Consider the following 17,462-nt stretch of genomic DNA (forward strand, 5'->3'; position numbering starts at 1 on the left):
TTCCGCAAAGTTCCACTTTTTTGGGAAAACCAGTATCAGTTTAAAGCGACGAAGAGTCATCTTCTTAAAGCGATTCGTTTTTATCGAACTACTGTTTTTGACATCTCTCTTTCCCTCCCTCCGACACTTACATGGACTAGTGAAAGTCCTTATAAGGCTTCAGAATGCTAGCGAACTGTTAGCGAGATTCTGAAAGCATAACAGGATAAGCATTCACTCACTTAAAATTATATATGAAACCTGTTTTTGCGTCAACATGAAATCGTTAACTTTACTAATTTTCTTTAAAAACTTTTTTCAAGCTCAAAATGATAAGAAGCGGCTGCTAAAAAATATAAAGGTGCTGTTTCCGTTCTTAAAATCCGCGAACCAAGCCCCGCAAAAAGCACATTCGCTTGTGTAAGTAACTTCACTTCCTTATCACCAACACCACCTTCTGGGCCAAAAATAACTAAAAGTTTTTCTCCAGGCTTCATTTTTTCAAATGTTGAAACTAGTGTCTTCGTCTCATTTAAACGCGCACTTTCTTCATACGCCAAAAGAACATAATCAAATTCAGCAAGCCTATTCATAAGCACCGTGAAACTCTCACAAAACGAAATAGTTGGAATATGCGTCCGGTGAGATTGTTCAGCTGCTTCCTTTGCAATTTTTTCTAAACGTTCTATTTTTTTACGCACTTTTTTCGTCTCCCACTTAGAGATAGAACGCTCTGCCGCAAAAGGAACAAAAGAAAATGCGCCTAGCTCGGTTGCCTTTTGCACAATTAAATCTAATTTATCACCCTTTGGCAAACCACTCGCAATCGTGATTTGTACAGGTAATTCAGGACTCTTTTCTATGTTTTCCTGTGCACTTAATTTGACCGCGCTCTCACCAATTTCAATCACTTCCGCAATAAACGCATTTTCCTCTTTGTCCACAATATACACTTTTTCTCCGGACTTCATACGCATCACGCGAGACATATGATGAAAGTCATCACCCGAAATAAAAAACGGCTCAAAAAGACTTAACTTTTCATTCGTAAAGTACCGTTGCATCTTAATTTTCGCCTCGTTTCGCAATAACCGCGACCCAGTCCCCTTGTACTTCCGTAGTAAGAACCGTTAACCCAGCCGCACGGATAGCCTCTCTCACAGTCTCCGCTTTTTCTGCAATAATTCCAGATGCAATAAATAGTCCGCCTGGTTTTAGCGTGTTATATACATCTTCTGGGAAAAGTAAAATCACCTCGGCTAAAATATTAGCCACAATAACATCAACCCGCTCGAAAACCCCATCGAGCAAATTATTTTGTCTCAGCGTAACAATTGCCTCCACATGATTTTGATTAATATTCTCCTCAGCCGCTCTAACAGCGACCTCATCTAAATCCATCGCAAGAACTTTTTCCGCGCCTAGTTTCGCACTTAAAATCGACAAAACACCAGATCCCGTCCCAACATCAATAACCGAATCATTTTTCTTTAAATAAGTTTCAAGTGCGCGCATACAAAGCTGTGTTGTAGGGTGTGTGCCCGTTCCAAAGGCCATCCCAGGATCTAGCTCAATGACAATTTCATTTTCCCTGCCTTGATAGTTTTCCCAAGTTGGTGCGACGGTGATTTGTTCCGTAATTTGAACAGGATGGTAATATTTTTTCCAAGCCGTCGCCCAATCATCATCATTCACATCGTTTACTTGGAAACTAAGATCGCCTAGTGCAATATCAAATTGCTTTAAATTTCGGATCGTTTGTTCCATTTCAGCTAATTGCGCCAGAAATTCATCCGTTTTTAAAAAATAAGCTTTAATGACTACTCCGTCTTCCGGATAATCAGCGGCGTTTAGCGCATAAATTTCACCGAATTTATCTTCTCGTTCTCTGTGAAAATCAATCGCATCCGTAATAGAAACGCCGCTAGCTCCGTATTCAGTCAATTGATTGGCTACGGGTTCCACCGCTTCATTTAATGTATGGATTTCAACCTCAGACCACTCCATTTTACTAACTCCTCCTATATAAAAAACCGTATGTTGAAAACCAATTTTTAGTCAACATACGGTCTTAAATTAGTCGCCTTTAAATGCTTTTTTCATTTTATCAAAAAAACCAGATGTCTGCTCATCCACTTTATCGCCTGTTGTGGTCGCAAACTCACGTAAAAGCTCTTTTTGTTTATCATCTAGTTTCTTCGGTACTATAACCTTAACAGACACGTGTTGATCTCCCGTACCGTTTCCGCGTAAGTGCGGCACACCTTTCCCGCGCATTCTAAATGTTGTACCTGTTTGGGTACCTGCTGGGATTTTAAGCCGTACTTTTCCGTGTACAGTTGGGACATCAATTTCATCGCCAAGTGCGGCTTGAACGAAAGTAAGCGGCACTTCTACAAAAATGTCATCTCCTTCGCGTTCGAAAAATTCATCTGGAATAATAACGAATACAACGAATAAATCGCCGTTTGGTCCTCCGTTAATTCCAGCTTCACCTTCACCTGCAACACGCATTTGTTGGCCATCATTAACACCTGCTGGAACTTTTAAGCTGATTTTTTTCGTTTTCTTCACGCGACCTGTTCCGTGACAAGTCGAACATTTGTCTTTGATTTCCTTGCCGGTTCCGTTACAGTAACTACATGTGCGTTTATTGACGATTCGTCCAAATGGTGTATTTTGTTCAACATTAATCGTTCCTTTTCCGTCACAGTGCGAACATTTTTCCGGGTGGGTTCCAGGTTTTGCACCTGAACCATGACATGTATCACACTCTTCCTCACGAGGAATTTCGATTTCAGCTTCTTTACCAAAAACGGCTTCTTTAAATTTAAGACGCATGGTATATTGCAAATCATTCCCTTGACGTGGTGCATTTGGATCTTGTCTAGCTCCTCCACCGCCAAAGAATGTATCAAAAATATCTTCAAAGCCAGAGAATCCGCCACCAGAGAAACCACCGGAAAATCCTCCGCCTCCGCCAAACCCTTGGTTAGGATCAACATGTCCGTACTGATCATATTGCGCACGTTTGTTTTCATCGCTCAATACTTCATAAGCTTCTGAAATTTCCTTGAATTTTTCGTCGGCGCCACTTTCTTTATTGATATCCGGATGGTACTTTTTGGACAGTTTCCGGTATGCTTTTTTTATTTCATCTGCTGAAGCGCTCTTTGAAACGCCAAGTACTTCATAATAATCGCGTTTGGCCATCCGCCATCACTCCTTTTCCATTATCCTTACGTATTGTATCACAAGAAAATCGATAAGAACAGTTCATAAGTTCGAAAAGGCCAAAGCCAGCAAGACTTTGACCCCTTCTTTTAAAACAACTTATTTATCTTCTTTTTTCTCGTCATCATTCACTTCTTCAAACTCTGCATCCACCACATCATCTGAAGCGCCAGCAGCTGCTTCTCCGTTTTCACCTTGAGCTGCTTGTTGTTCAGCTGCCGCTTGTTCGTAAAGTTTAACAGACAGATTTTGTACAATTTCGTTTAAAGCATCTGTTTTCGCTTGAATAGCTTCAAAATCTTCGCCTTTTAGTGCTTCTTGAAGTTCATCTCGCGCTGCTTCCGCTTTTTTCACTTCTTCTTCTTCCACTTTACCTTCTAACTCTTTAAGAGTTTTATCAACTGTAAATACAAGTTGGTCGGCATTGTTACGAAGTTCCGCATGTTCTTTATTTTTCTTATCTTCTTCTGCATTAGCTTCTGCATCTTTTACCATACGATCAATTTCTTCATCTGTTAAACCTGAAGAAGATTTAATCACGATGTTTTGCTCTTTACCAGTTCCAAGATCTTTAGCACGAACCGTTACGATACCATTTTTATCAATATCAAAGGATACTTCGATTTGTGGAATACCACGTGGTGCTGGTGGAATATCCGCAAGTTGGAAGCGGCCAAGTGTTTTGTTATCTTTTGCCATTGGGCGTTCACCTTGCAAGACATGAATATCAACAGCCGGTTGATTATCTGCTGCAGTTGAGAATGTTTGTGATTTAGAAGTTGGAATGGTTGTATTACGTTCAATCAAGACTGTAGATACACCGCCCATTGTTTCAATACCAAGTGATAACGGTGTTACATCAAGTAAAACAACGTCTTTTACATCACCAGTGATTACGCCACCTTGAATAGCGGCACCCATGGCAACTACTTCATCAGGGTTTACACCTTTATGAGGTTCTTTACCAAGTTCTTTTGTAATCGCTTCTTGAACAGCTGGGATACGCGTTGATCCACCAACTAAGATAACTTGATCAATATCGCTTGCAGAAAGTCCTGCATCTTTAAGCGCTTGACGAGTTGGGCCAATTGTACGGTCAACTAAATCGTGAGTTAATTCATCAAATTTCGCACGGGTTAAACTAACTTCCAAGTGAAGCGGACCGGCTTCGCCTGCTGTAATAAATGGTAAGGAAATTTGTGTGCTTGTGACACCAGATAAATCTTTTTTCGCTTTTTCAGCTGCGTCTTTCAAACGTTGTAATGCCATTTTATCTTTGGAAAGATCAATGCCATTTTCTTTTTTAAATTCGGCAACTAAATAGTCAATAATTTTTTGGTCGAAGTCATCCCCACCAAGATGGTTATCCCCAGCTGTAGAATGAACTTCAAATACACCATCACCTAATTCAAGGATAGATACGTCAAACGTACCACCACCAAGGTCAAATACTAAAATGGTTTGATCTTGTTCCGTTTTATCCATACCGTAAGCAAGGGCTGCTGCAGTAGGCTCATTAATAATACGTTCTACTTCAAGTCCTGCAATTTTACCTGCATCTTTAGTTGCTTGGCGTTCTGCGTCGTTGAAGTACGCAGGTACTGTGATAACTGCTTTATCTACTTTTTCACCTAAATAATCTTCTGCATAGCCTTTTAAATATTGTAAAATAATCGCACTAATTTCTTGTGGCGAATAATCTTTTCCTTCCACTGTTTCCTTGTAATCTGTTCCCATGTGACGTTTAATGGAACTTACAGTGTTTGGGTTTGTGATAGCAGCACGTTTTGCCACTTCACCTACTTGACGTTCTCCGTTTTTAAAACCGACAACAGATGGTGTTGTACGAGCACCTTCTGGATTTGGGATAATTTTAGCTTCTCCGCCTTCTAATACTGCAACTGCTGAGTTTGTAGTTCCTAAGTCAATACCAATAATTTTGCTCATAATTTAAATTCCTCCTGATATATAAAATTAAAGTTTTTATTCGTTTACTTTGACCATCGAAGGTCTAATGACCCGGTCTTTAATTTTGTAACCTTTTTGAAGTTCTGCTGTAATCTCATTACTTGCCGCATTTTCATCTTGATCTTGCATAATAGCTTGATGGAAATTGGGATCAAATTGTTCACCTAAAGCAGGAATACTTTCGATACCTTCTTTTTCAAAAGCTGTCATAATCTGGCTATAAACCATGTTCATGCCTTTTAATATCGCTTGTACTTCCTCATTATCAGATTCTGTATCAAGCGCCTTTTCAAAACTATCAAGCGCCGGTAAGAGATCCTCAGCTAAACTTTGAGAACGAAACTTTGTCGCTGCCTCACGTTCTGTTGTGTGGCGTTTTTTTACGTTTTCAAAATCAGCATGTAAACGCAAATAGCGATCTTCTTGCTTCGAAAGTTCTCTTTCAAGTTCTTCAATCTTTGTTTCCAAAGCTTTTACAGCTTCTTGATCTTTCATTTCAACTTCTACTTCATTAATCTCAACATCTGCTTCTTTTTGAATTTCTTCTTCCAATTTAGCTTGCTTATCTTTTTTCTCAGACAAAAGTGTCACCTCCTGAAAAAACGCTTGTTTCTCCAGCCCTTTCTATTTTTGATTCTCATGATAAAGTTTTGTTAAAACAGTCGTTAAATCTTGACTAAACACATCTACTAAGCCAAGCATTCGGCTATATTCCATCCTTGTTGGGCCTAGTAAGACAATCCCACCGACTCGCTCATCCGCAATTCGGTAAGTTGCTGTAATGATGCTTAAATCATCCATGAATTCATTATTTAGTTCACGGCCAAATTTGACCGAAACCCCATCAGGAATGTCACGGAATAAATCATAAAGAACATCTTCTGCTTCTACCAGTTGTAAGAAACCACGAATTTTCGCAACATCATGAAATTCAGGTTGATTTAAAATATTCGTTTTCCCTCCGAGATAAATGCGCTCTTTATTGACACGATGAAATGTATTTAATAAAATTTCGCTCATATACTCGGCATTTTCAACATGTTTGGTAAGAAGCTCCTCAACTTCATGTTCAATGCGGGTTTCCAGTGCGTCAAGCGGAACTCCGACCAAACGATCATTTAAAATATTCACTGTTCGTTCCATATCAGACGGTGTCACGCCAATTGGGAGTGTCACCAAATGATTATCCACATGCCCTTGATCCGTGATTAAAATCAGCATAGCTTGCTGGCGACTAATGGGCACAAAACGAAAGCCACTAAGTTTATTCACAGCTGAATTCGGCCCAAGTACAATGGATGTATAACTTGTTAATTCCGAAAGTAACGATGCTGAGTTTTGAATAACTTCTTCTGCCTCATCATAATCTGCCTGAAACACGGACTGAATAATCTGCCTATCCTCTTTGGAAAGTTTTTTCGGTTTTAATAAATAATCTACATAAAACCGGTATCCTTTTCAGACGGGACACGTCCAGAAGAGGAATGCGTTTTTTCAATGAATCCATATTCTTCAAGCACGCTCATTTCATTTCGAATTGTCGCAGAGCTGTATGGAAGGTCGCTTTCTTTTAATAGATTTTTTGAACCTACAGGCTGAACAGTCCAAGTGAAATGATCGATAATCGCTCGAAAAATCTGAAGCTGCCTTTCCGTCAACATACCTTTCACCTCTTTTTTTAGCACTCAAATCGTCCAAGTGCTAAATACAAGTATAAATTTACCAAACAAATCAGCTCTAGTCAACTGAAAACACTTCATTTCCGACTAAAGACTGACATGTTTGGTCAAAATTGGTCAACCATGCGATTTATAAGAACTCACGAAATACATTATTTCCTAAAAAACGACCTGCTTTTGTTAATTTTACATTTTCCTTTGTATTTTCTAACCATCCTTTTTCCGATGTCACTTGAATCGCTTCCTTAAAAGTAGTATCTAATTCTTGCCCAAACTTCTCAAAAAACCGTGCTTTACTAACACCACTCACTTTACGAAGCCCTAAGAACATTTCTTCTTCCATTTCTTCTTTTGGCGTTAAATCCTTGGTTTGAAAAACAGGAAGTCGATTTTCTTCAAGCGGCGTCATATATTGCTTAAGCGGACCAAAATTACTATACCTCGTATCACTTAAATAGCCATGTGCCCCTGCACCAAACCCAAAATAATGTTCATTGCTCCAATAAACGATATTATGGCGACTTTGAAAACCTTCTTTGGCAAAATTGCTGATTTCGTACTGTTTCTTTCCGTGACGCTCCATTTCATTCATCAAAAAGGCATACATATTCGCCTCCGCATCTTGAGTGGGCAAAATAAGTTGTCCTTTTTGCATCAAATTATAAAATATCGTTTTTGGTTCAATAATGAGCGAATACGCCGAATAATGTGGTAAATCCAGTGCTAACGCCTGATGTAACGTATCTTTAAAATCCGCTTCCGTTTGCCCTGGCAAGCTAAAAATTAAATCAATACTCACATTTTCAAAACCAACCTCTTCCATATTGCGAATGGATTGATAAACATCTTTTACAGTATGGATTCTACCAATTTTTTTAAGCAGTTCATTGTTAAAACTTTGAACCCCCATACTAATACGATTGACGCCACTTCGTTTCATCGCTTTTAATTTAGAAACAGAAAGATCTCCTGGGTTCGCCTCAAACGAAAATTCTACATTTTTAGAAAGGGGGAAGATGCGGTGAACAGATTCAGAAAGGCGCTCAATTTGTGATTCATTTAAAGTCGTTGGCGTCCCGCCCCCGACAAATACCGTTTCAACAGTATCAAGCGACCTCCCTTTTGTTTTCATCTCCATTTCTTTAATGAGTAAATCAACATAGTGGTCAACTGGCTGCCCTTCTAAAAATACTTTATTAAAATCACAATAGTAACAAATGTGTTCACAAAAAGGAATATGAATATATACAGCGGTCATTTGCGCCACTTCTTTCTTTAAAAAAGAGCCGCCAGAAAAGCGGCAACTCTTTCATTTTTTATTGATTGTCGTCCATTTTTAAAATTGCCATGAAAGCTTCTTGCGGCACTTCAACGGAACCGATTTGTTTCATTCGTTTCTTACCTTCTTTTTGTTTCTCTAAAAGTTTTCGTTTTCTTGAAACATCCCCGCCATAACATTTGGCAAGAACATTTTTACGTAATGCTTTAATCGTCGAGCGGGCCACAATTTTCGTACCAATCGCAGCTTGAATAGGCACTTCAAATTGTTGGCGCGGAATTAGTTCGCGTAATTTTTCAACAATAATTTTACCGCGTTCATAGGCAAAATCACGGTGAACAATAAAGCTAAGCGCATCTACTTTTTCCGCATTCAGTAAAATATCCATTTTAACGAGTTTCGAAGCCTGATAACCAAGCACTTCATAGTCAAACGAGGCATACCCTTTAGTACTTGATTTTAATTGGTCGAAGAAATCATATACGATTTCAGAAAGTGGAATTTCATAAATAATACTCACACGAATATCATCTAAATATTCCATCGTAATGAAATTGCCTCGTTTATTTTGCGCAAGTTCCATAACAGCACCAACATATTCATTTGGTACCATAACAGTTGCTTTTACATAAGGCTCTTCTACAGATAAAATAACACCCGGTTCTGGCATTTCTGCAGGATTATCCACAATAATTTGTTCCCCGTCTGTCAAATTCACATGGTAAATAACACTTGGTGCTGTTGTAATTAAGTCAATATTAAATTCTCGTTCAATTCGTTCCTGAATGATTTCCATATGCAAAAGACCTAAAAATCCAGAGCGGAATCCAAAACCTAATGCTTGAGAAGTTTCAGCTTCAAATTGCAGAGCTGAATCATTTAATTCTAGTTTTTCAAGTGCATCCCGTAAATCATTATATTTAGAGGAATCAATCGGATATAATCCGCAGTATACCATTGGATTTAACTTCCGGTACCCCGGTAACGCTTCAGATGCCGGATTGTTCGCAAGCGTAATAGTATCCCCGACACGCGTATCCCCAACATTTTTAATCGATGCTGTCAAATAACCTACATCGCCAACCATTAAAACATCTTGAGCAGTTGCTTTTGGTTTAAATACGCCTACTTCTGTTACTTCAAATTCTTTCCCATTAGACATTAAGCGAATTTTATCCCCCGCTTTTACGGTTCCTTCTACAATACGAATATTAGCAATAACTCCACGATAAGCATCAAATACAGAATCAAAAATGAGCGCTTTTAGCGGCGCGTTTAGGTCACCTTTTGGTGCTGGCACCTTTTCAACAATTTGTTCTAATATTTCTTCAATACCTATCCCAGCTTTTGCAGAAGCTAAAACAGCCTCGCTGGCATCCAGTCCAATAACATCTTCTATTTCCTCACGTACGCGCTCTGGATCTGCAGCAGGTAAATCAATTTTATTTATAACAGGTAAAATTTCAAGGTCATTATCAAGGGCTAAATAGACATTGGCTAACGTTTGTGCTTCAATGCCTTGCGCCGCATCTACAACTAAAACAGCGCCTTCACATGCAGCCAGACTACGCGATACTTCATACGTAAAATCGACATGCCCTGGTGTATCAATAAGATGGAAAGTATAGGTCTCGCCATCTTTTGCTGTATAATTCAATTGAACAGCATTTAGTTTTATTGTAATTCCACGTTCTCGTTCCAAATCCATTGAATCAAGTAGTTGATCCTTCATTTCACGATGCGTTAGTGCATGTGTTTTTTCTAAAATACGATCAGCTAAAGTTGACTTCCCATGGTCAATGTGAGCGATAATTGAAAAATTTCTTATTTTTCCTTGTCTTTCTAGCATTTCTTTTTTATTCATTATCCCAGCTCCTGATTTTGGCTCATCCCTTATAAGATGGCAAGCTAAGGTTGATTATATCAGTAGAAACATGATTATTCAATGACTTCTTTTAAAAATAAGCTTTTTTAAATAAAAATCAGAAAGTATTATTGCAAAACCGCCAATCTTTATGTATAATAGCATTTGTTCTGGTGTAATTTAAAAAGGTATGTTTTGAAATAAATAGTACCTCATTAGTTTGGACGGAGGTGAATGGAATGCCAAATATTAAATCTGCGATTAAACGTGTAAAAACAACTGAAACACGCAACAGCCGTAACGTTGCTCAACGTTCCGCAATGCGTACAGCCATTAAAAAAGTAGAAGAAGCTGCTGCTACTAACGCTGACAATAAAGAAGAATTATTTGTTGCTGCGAGCAAAAAAATCGATTCTGCTGTATCTAAAGGCTTGATTCATAAAAACAAAGCGGCTCGTAACAAATCTCGCTTAGCTGCAAAAGTAAAATAATTGCGGAAAACATCACGTTCGTGGTGTTTTTTATTTTGTTTAAAAACGCAGGTCGCATGCAACCTGCGTTTTATTTTTGTTTTAAATTAATCCTTTTTGTTTCTTACGATAATCTTCTAGCTCAAATAAAAACCACTCTAACTTCTGTTCACGATTACCAAAGCCTGTTTTTAGCTCTAAATCTATTTCTGAAACACGAAGTAGCGCAAAATTAAGTTCTTCTTGAGTAAAGCTTCTGGCCTGTTTAGCCGCAAGTTTCGCACGGAATGGATGGACTTTTAACATCCCCGCTGCCTGCTGAGAGCTATAGCCTTCTTTTTCTAAAATTTTAAGTTGATTTAATAAGCGAAACTGGCTACCAACTAAAGCCATTATCTTAATAGGTTCTTCTTTTTGCTTTAATAAATCATAATAAATCCGAAGTGCTCCCGCGATGTCTTGGGCAATCAATTTGTCGAGCAGTAAAAAAATATTTTGCTCCAAAGAGCGAACAACGATATTTTCTACATCTTGCAGAACCACTTTTTTTTCTTCAAACTTATAAAGCATTAATTTGTCTAATTCATTCATAGCTGTTGTCAGATTACCGCTTGTAAGTTCAAACAAGTGTAAAATGGCCTCTTGTTGCATCTCAAATTGATTTTCTTTAATTTTATTTTGGATCCAAGCGATAAACTCTTTCTCATTAGGTCGTTTCGCTTCAATGACAGTGGCTGTTTTTTTGAGCAACTTGGTTAATTTCTTACGTTCATCGAGCTTTTCAACATGAGCAACAATGCACAGAACGGAGTAATCAACTGGATTATTTAAGTAGGCCTCTAATTTTTCTGGTTGATGTTCCACTTTGCTTTTGTTCTTTTCAGTTGTTAAAAAGCTAGGGTTGCTTGCTAAAACAAGTCGCTTGTCGCCAAAAAATGGTAAGGTTTCAACCTCTTCAAGCGCTAATTGGATTGGCGTTTCGTCTAAGTCAAAATTGGCATAATTAAATTCTAATTCATCTTCAGAAAGAACATTCTCAAGTAGTCGTTTTTTGGTTTCGTTAATAATATAATCTTCCACCCCGATTATTAAATAAACGGATGCGATTTTTTTCTGTTCTATTCTTTTCCATTCCTCTATCAAAAGAACCACTCCTCCTTTTCATCCTAATCGAATTTTACGGTCTTTTCAAGCGTAAAGTGAAATCCTTTTTGAAAGGTATAGGTCATCATTCCATTCTCATCTGTACGTAAAATCGAAACTTGATTTTTATTCAAAGTGGATAAGGTTTCAGGATGTGGATGACCGAAACGATTATTTAAACCGGATGAAATTATCGCAATTTGTGGCTTTACAGCTTTAACAAAAGCATCGGTTGTGGAGGTTTTACTCCCGTGATGCGCTATTTTTAAAATATCAGCAGAAATATTTTGTTTGAGTAAGGCTTCCTCTGCATCTGCTTCAATATCGCCAGTAAATAACCAGACTAGGCCATCAAGGTGCGCTCGAATCACTAGTGAATCATTGTTACCTCCTTCTCCTTTTTGAGCAGGATAGATGACTTCTAGCCTATTTTCTCCGTACTGAAATGTTGCTCCTGCCAAGAGTTCTTTTACTGGAATTTCAGGTAAGTTCATTAGCATTTTGCTTAAAATAGCTTTTTGAGAGGATCCCGCTCCAATACAGATTTCTTCAATTTGAATTTCATCAGCTAACTCATCAAGTGCTTCCATATGATCTGCATCAGCATGCGTGACAAAAACTTTATCAAGTTGCCTAATTCCTCTTGCTTTTAAACTAGGCACAAGAACACTCGAGCCAACCAAATATTCTTTTCGTTTCTTCATCCACTCCTCTTTTTCAAAAGGTAGTGTTCCTCCGGTATCAATTAAAAAGGTTCCGGCGTTTTTGGGTAGTTGGATTAAAATGCTGTCGCCTTGTGATACATCAATGATTACGACTTCTCCATTTAAGGGAAAATGTTGCCAGTAGCACGCACTAAAATATACTACAACTAAAACTAATGCTCGTTTCGTATATCCTTTTTCTACAAAATAAAAAATAAAGTAGAGGCCGATGATAAAGGACCAAAGAAATAGGCTACTTGGTCTGCCAGAAATAATGCTTTTTACAGGAAAATTTGCCAATATTTGAGTCATCCATTCAGTAAATTGAAGCACTAGGGTAAGCATATAGTTTGGAACAAAAAATAAAACTGGGTGAATCGATGCGAAAAAGCTAATTAAAACAAGTGGCACAATAACAGCTGAAAACAGCGGGACATACACGATATTAAGTAAAATACCAACAATCGAAAACTCATAGAAATGGAACATCATCACAACGGAAGAGGCTAGCGTTGAGATAAGAGAAATATAAAATCCCAGTTGCCACTTATTGGATATAGTGTTTAAAATCCGCTTAGAGAGTATGATAGCAAAGGCTACGCTATAGGTTAATTGAAATCCTACTTCAAAAATAGTATAGGGGTTTAAGAGAACAAACAGAATGAAGGTTAGTGAAATCGCTGTGAGTGTGGATATTTTTTTTGCAGTAAGCAAGACTAAAAAACTCATCCCAGCTGCTCTTAAAACTGGTGGATTAAAACCAGCTAAGAGCGCATAGGCAGGGATTAAAAAAAGTAGAATAATTCGACTTGTCTCACGTGTTATCCCAAAGCGTAGTAAGGCACTATAAAATAAAGATACGAATAAATTGACATGCAAACCAGAAATAGCTAATAAATGGACCACGCCCAATTTTTGATATTGGCTAAATATCTGTTCGTCAAAAAGATCTTTCTCTCCCACCGTTAATGCAGCGATGTAGGGTGTGATTTCCGGATTAAAAGTTCGGTCAATATATTGGATAATCGAATGCCTCATATTTTCCACTCTTTGGAAAAAGGTAGGATGCTTCACAGAGCCTAGTGCGATATTCGAAGCCTTGGCGATATAATGAATACCTGAACGTTTTAAATAGGTTTGATAATTAAATTGAAAATCATTTCGATTTGGGGAAGGTTGTTCTAAGCTGGCAACAGCCGTAAAGGAAGTTCCCAGTTTCAAATTTTGAAAGGATGCTTTTTCTGCTTTTGTTTTGATTTGATAGGTGACCAAAATTTTTTCATCCTTGTAAGATGAAACAAATTGCATTTTATCCCCGTCTATTTTAAATTTTGATTCGATTGTAGCGTCTAACTGAATTTCTCCAGGTCGTAAACGAGACTCGTTTCGTTGTTCTATAAATGTCACATAAACGAATGTCATACACATAACCATAAAAAGAATTAAAAATTGTTTTATTCGCTAAACTAAGGTATACGCATAATAAAATACTAACAATAAAAAAAAGAGGAGTCCAAAAGACTCCCAAACTTGAAAAAATGATAACCAAGACCGAAAAAAATACATATCGTTCGATGGCTTTCACTCCATTTCTTAAGATAGTCTGTTTGTCATGTTTAAATAGAGTTTTTCTGCATATTCTTCTGGTATTTTTTCATCGATTGCGGCTTGTTTGATTTCATTTAATATCTCCGCTTTATTGATTTCCTCACCCCGGAAAATATGTGAATCAAACGGGATTTTTTTAAGTTCAACACCCGCTTGTTCAAATAATTCGATGGCATAAGGGTGATTTTTATAGTCTTCTGCATAACAAACGGTTTTATCCCAGCTTGAATAATAGATTTACAACATGCCACGCACGGGAAATGAGTCACATACATTTCTGCTTTATCTGTGGATGCACCAAATTTAGCACATTGTAAAATCGCGTTCATTTCGGCATGAATCGTGCGAATACAATGACCTTCCACGACTAAGCAGCCATGTTCAGCGCAGTGATCCCCTCCTGCAATTGAGCCATTATAGCCGCCTGCAATAATCCGCTTATCTCGCACAATGGTTGCTCCTACCATTAGACGTGTACATGTGCTTCTTGAAGAAATTAAATGGCTTTGTGCCATAAAAAACTGGTCCCAAGCAATACGTTTCATGATTCTACCTCACTTTCATCTTTAAGTATAAATTTGAACTTTTAGGTAGTCAATCAAAATTTTAGGCTTCTAAATACTCTTTTAATTTCTCGACGGTTTTTGCTCCAATCCCGCTCACATTTTTTAAGTCATCAATCGTTTGAAACAGCCCTTCTTTTTCGCGATAATCAAGAATAGCTTTTGCTTTCGCCTCTCCAATCCCCGGAACCTCTTGTAAATCACTAATAGAAGCCTGATTCACATTTATCTTTTGTTCTTTTTGATTAGACGTGTTTGCATTAGAAGCGATTTCCGTCTCGCCAATTTTAAACACTGTAATCACCATTTCATCTTTTAACTTTTCAGCCAAATTGATGGCATTTTTATCCGCTTCATCTGTAAATCCCCCTGAGACAGCAATCGCATCTTTCACTCTTCCATCAACCGCAATTTCATAAACTCCTGGCTTTTTAATCGCTCCTTTCACATCCACAATAACTGTTTGTTTTTTAGTATTTTCCACTTTTTCTACTTCTTGTTTTTCTGAAAGTGGTCTAATTTCTTCTTTTGCACTGCTATTTGGTGATTGTAACAACATATAGCCGACAAGAAGCAAAAACGCAATTCCTACACCAAGCCAAACCCACTTTGGAAATTTTTCATATAGTTCTTTCATTCTTTTTCTCCTTTTACTTTTACTTATTCGCCATAAACAGCCCTTTTCCTCGTCATTAACGAAAAAAAAGAAAGTAGCTTTTTAAACTACTTTCTTGCTAAAAAGAAGATTCTCTCACTTTTTTCATGTGGTTTTTCCAGTGAAAAATCTGCATAGACCTCTATTTTTTTGAATCCTGTTGCCATTAATTTATTTTCATAAACGTTTATGGGATAGGTGCGTTCTTTGTGAAGTTCGTCTTTTCTTGTATACGTGCCGTCCGCATTTTCAATAAAAAACGTTAATTCATGCTCAACAGAATGCGGCAGCTCCCCTACAAAAGAATTCCAAATCACAGAAACAGCACTATCACTATCGCCGTAGCTATAATCACGAAAGCCTACATCCACCTTGTACACGGAATGCACATCAAAAAGAAATACACCATCCTGATTAAGATGCTCATAAACTCGCTGAAACGTGGCCATAAGCTCTTCCTCGGTTTCTAAATAGTTAAGGGAATCGCAAAAACAGGTGACAACATCAAAAGCGCTTTTGGGATGAAAATAGGCCATATTTTCTTTTGAAAAAGAAATAGGTAAGTTAATCGCATTTATTTTATCTTGGGATACACGAACCATTTCCGCTGACAAATCAAGCCCTGTCACATCATAACCTAGAAAATGCATCCGAATCGCAAACTCGCCTGTTCCGCTTGCAAGATCAAGTAAGGCCCCTTTAGCTTGAGGCAATACTTGACGTGCAAAATCCGCCCATTCATCATACAATTCGGCATCCATCAGTTCATCATAAACAATCGGGAAAAATTCGTAACTCATCCGCATAGACCCCTTTAGGAAGTAAAGGCTTCTGATACATTTTCAAGTGGCGCATCGCCCCAAAGCTTCTCTAAATTATAATAAGAACGCTCATCGCGGTGGAATACATGAACAATCACTTCGCCTAAATCAATTAACACCCACTGTGCAGCATCTAAGCCCTCAAGTCTCTTAACTTCTATCTCATGAAGCTGTGCTTGTTCTTTAATTTCACGTGCAATGGCTTCCACTTGTTTATCAGAATTCCCGTGACAAATCACAAAATAATCCGCAAAACTAGATAAGCCTTTCATATTCAGCGCTAAAATATCTTCCGCGCGTTTATCATCAGCCGCTTTTGCAACTAACATCAGTACATCATAACTGTTCAAATTTCAAAACATCTCCTTCTTTATTGAAAACGCAAAATGATTATAAGCCGAGAAAGTATCCGGAAAAATAGGTTGCTCTTTACTTGCTAAATACCCAATTGTACGAGAAAGAGCAAACAACATCGCTTTATCTAAAGAAGCCGCGGTGATTTTTCTTGCTTCTTCTACGCCAGGAAAATCTCGACCGGGCTCCGTGTAGTCAGCCAAAAAAATAATTTTATCAAGTGTGGACATATTTTCTGTTCCAGTTGTATGCCATCTGATTGCATTTAAAATTTCGTTATCTGTAATCCCAAACTCATGCTCCGCCAAATAGGCGCCTATTGGGGCATGCCAAATGGCGTTATTATAATCTAAAAACTCCGGGTTCATTTTTTCTCGAATAATTAATTCGCGCGAAAGCTCATCATCATAATACTTGGCATAATCATGTAAAATCGCCGCAATACTCGCCTTTTCTTCGGATTCAAAATAGCGTTTTGCTAATTCTACAGCCGTTTTTTCAACACCAAGCGTATGAATAAATCTTTTTTCAGGCATAGCTAGGCGAACTTTTTCAAGCATTTCCTCACGTTTCATATAACTGATGCTCCTTCACATATGAGACAACCTCTTTTGGCAAAAGATAATCAATTGGTTTTTTTTGTGCGACACGTTCGCGTAAAAGTGAAGAAGAAACTGACATCTCCGGTACTTCTACATTCAAAACGGGATAAGGTGTTTGTAGGTCATATTTTGGCCGGTTTACACCTACAAATTGCACTAAGTTCACTAACTGGTCAATCTTATACCAATTTGGTAAATATTCTACATATCCCCACCAATAATAAAATAGTAGTCGATATCTGGATTTTCTTCCACCATTTCTTTCATCGTATCATAGGTATAGGATTTTCCGCTTCGAGTGAGTTCCCTCTCATCCAGTGCAAAAGAAGGGTTATCACAGATTGCTAATTTTAACATTTCAATGCGGTCTTCTGCCTTCGCGCTGCTTGCTTCTTTATGAGGTGGAACGGAGTTTGGGAGAAAAATAATTTTTGATAGTGAAAGCGCCACCCTCACCTCGTTTGCAATAATTAAATGCGCGATATGAGGCGGATCAAACGTTCCACCTAAAATACCAACCCGCTTTTTCATAGTTTCAC

Annotated in this window: 15 protein-coding genes and 2 pseudogenes; 1 reads left to right on the forward strand and 16 read right to left on the reverse strand. The window is 38.0% G+C overall.

Translation table 11 applies throughout. From position 1 onward, the window contains the following. Window positions 1–284: 284 nt before the first annotated feature. The 8 genes and pseudogenes from LFLEISCH_RS04170 to lepA form a co-directional block, all read right to left on the reverse strand. Window positions 285–1,043 carry a 16S rRNA (uracil(1498)-N(3))-methyltransferase gene (locus tag LFLEISCH_RS04170; protein ID WP_007473330.1) on the reverse strand — a complete coding sequence of 253 codons (759 nt, stop codon included), beginning with the start codon at window positions 1,041–1,043 and terminating at the stop codon, window positions 285–287. Window position 1,044: 1 nt separating this feature from the next. Then, window positions 1,045–1,986 carry a 50S ribosomal protein L11 methyltransferase gene (gene prmA / locus LFLEISCH_RS04175; RefSeq protein WP_007473332.1) on the reverse strand — a complete coding sequence of 314 codons (942 nt, stop codon included), beginning with the start codon at window positions 1,984–1,986 and terminating at the stop codon, window positions 1,045–1,047. Window positions 1,987–2,055: 69 nt separating this feature from the next. Next, a complete protein-coding gene (gene dnaJ, locus LFLEISCH_RS04180; RefSeq protein ID WP_007473334.1) occupies window positions 2,056–3,192 on the reverse strand; it encodes a molecular chaperone DnaJ in 1,137 nt (378 codons plus the stop codon). A 120-nt stretch (window positions 3,193–3,312) separates the two neighbouring features. Beyond that, entirely contained in the window at window positions 3,313–5,160 is a 1,848-nt protein-coding gene (gene dnaK, locus LFLEISCH_RS04185) for a molecular chaperone DnaK (RefSeq protein WP_007473336.1), read from the reverse strand. Window positions 5,161–5,196: 36 nt separating this feature from the next. After that, entirely contained in the window at window positions 5,197–5,763 is a 567-nt protein-coding gene (grpE, locus tag LFLEISCH_RS04190) for a nucleotide exchange factor GrpE (RefSeq protein WP_007473338.1), read from the reverse strand. A 42-nt stretch (window positions 5,764–5,805) separates the two neighbouring features. Then, window positions 5,806–6,842 (reverse strand): annotated as a pseudogene (hrcA, locus tag LFLEISCH_RS04195) (heat-inducible transcriptional repressor HrcA). A gap of 148 nt (window positions 6,843–6,990) precedes the next feature. Next, a complete protein-coding gene (hemW, locus tag LFLEISCH_RS04200) occupies window positions 6,991–8,118 on the reverse strand; it encodes a radical SAM family heme chaperone HemW (protein WP_007473344.1) in 1,128 nt (375 codons plus the stop codon). A 58-nt stretch (window positions 8,119–8,176) separates the two neighbouring features. After that, window positions 8,177–10,003, reverse strand: coding sequence for a translation elongation factor 4 (gene lepA / locus LFLEISCH_RS04205; RefSeq protein WP_007473346.1), 1,827 nt, complete (start codon window positions 10,001–10,003; stop codon window positions 8,177–8,179). Window positions 10,004–10,242: 239 nt separating this feature from the next. Here lepA and rpsT point away from each other — a divergent pair, with 239 nt between their 5' ends. After that, window positions 10,243–10,494 carry a 30S ribosomal protein S20 gene (rpsT, locus tag LFLEISCH_RS04210; protein ID WP_007473348.1) on the forward strand — a complete coding sequence of 84 codons (252 nt, stop codon included), beginning with the start codon at window positions 10,243–10,245 and terminating at the stop codon, window positions 10,492–10,494. An 81-nt stretch (window positions 10,495–10,575) separates the two neighbouring features. Here the strand turns inward: rpsT and holA are convergent, their stop codons facing one another. The 8 genes and pseudogenes from holA to LFLEISCH_RS04250 all read right to left on the reverse strand — a co-directional run bounded on the left by holA (window position 10,576) and on the right by LFLEISCH_RS04250 (window position 17,454). After that, window positions 10,576–11,616 (reverse strand): DNA polymerase III subunit delta, encoded by a 1,041-nt coding sequence (holA, locus tag LFLEISCH_RS04215; protein ID WP_007473350.1) that lies wholly within the window; start codon window positions 11,614–11,616, stop codon window positions 10,576–10,578. 23 nt (window positions 11,617–11,639) lie between these two features. Beyond that, window positions 11,640–13,778, reverse strand: coding sequence for a DNA internalization-related competence protein ComEC/Rec2 (locus tag LFLEISCH_RS04220; RefSeq protein ID WP_040504760.1), 2,139 nt, complete (start codon window positions 13,776–13,778; stop codon window positions 11,640–11,642). Window positions 13,779–14,002: 224 nt separating this feature from the next. After that, window positions 14,003–14,473 carry a ComE operon protein 2 gene (locus LFLEISCH_RS04225; RefSeq protein WP_007473354.1) on the reverse strand — a complete coding sequence of 157 codons (471 nt, stop codon included), beginning with the start codon at window positions 14,471–14,473 and terminating at the stop codon, window positions 14,003–14,005. Window positions 14,474–14,534: 61 nt separating this feature from the next. Continuing rightward, the gene (locus tag LFLEISCH_RS04230; protein WP_007473356.1) at window positions 14,535–15,128 is read right to left on the reverse strand and encodes a helix-hairpin-helix domain-containing protein; all 594 of its coding nucleotides are present in this window, start codon (window positions 15,126–15,128) and stop codon (window positions 14,535–14,537) included. A gap of 86 nt (window positions 15,129–15,214) precedes the next feature. Next, entirely contained in the window at window positions 15,215–15,946 is a 732-nt protein-coding gene (locus LFLEISCH_RS04235; protein ID WP_007473358.1) for a class I SAM-dependent DNA methyltransferase, read from the reverse strand. Between the two features lie 14 nt (window positions 15,947–15,960). Further along, window positions 15,961–16,317: a ribosome silencing factor gene (gene rsfS / locus LFLEISCH_RS04240; protein WP_007473360.1), complete on the reverse strand. Its 357-nt coding sequence runs from the start codon at window positions 16,315–16,317 to the stop codon at window positions 15,961–15,963. 3 nt (window positions 16,318–16,320) lie between these two features. After that, window positions 16,321–16,896, reverse strand: coding sequence for a bis(5'-nucleosyl)-tetraphosphatase (symmetrical) YqeK (gene yqeK, locus LFLEISCH_RS04245; protein WP_007473362.1), 576 nt, complete (start codon window positions 16,894–16,896; stop codon window positions 16,321–16,323). Next, window positions 16,886–17,454: pseudogene (locus LFLEISCH_RS04250) on the reverse strand (nicotinate-nucleotide adenylyltransferase). Before LFLEISCH_RS04250 ends, yqeK begins: the two are co-directional and overlap by 11 nt. Window positions 17,455–17,462 lie beyond the last annotated feature (8 nt).

The sequence above is a fragment of the Listeria fleischmannii subsp. fleischmannii LU2006-1 genome (assembly GCF_000344175.1).
Classification (GTDB): Bacteria; Bacillota; Bacilli; order Lactobacillales; family Listeriaceae; genus Listeria; species Listeria fleischmannii.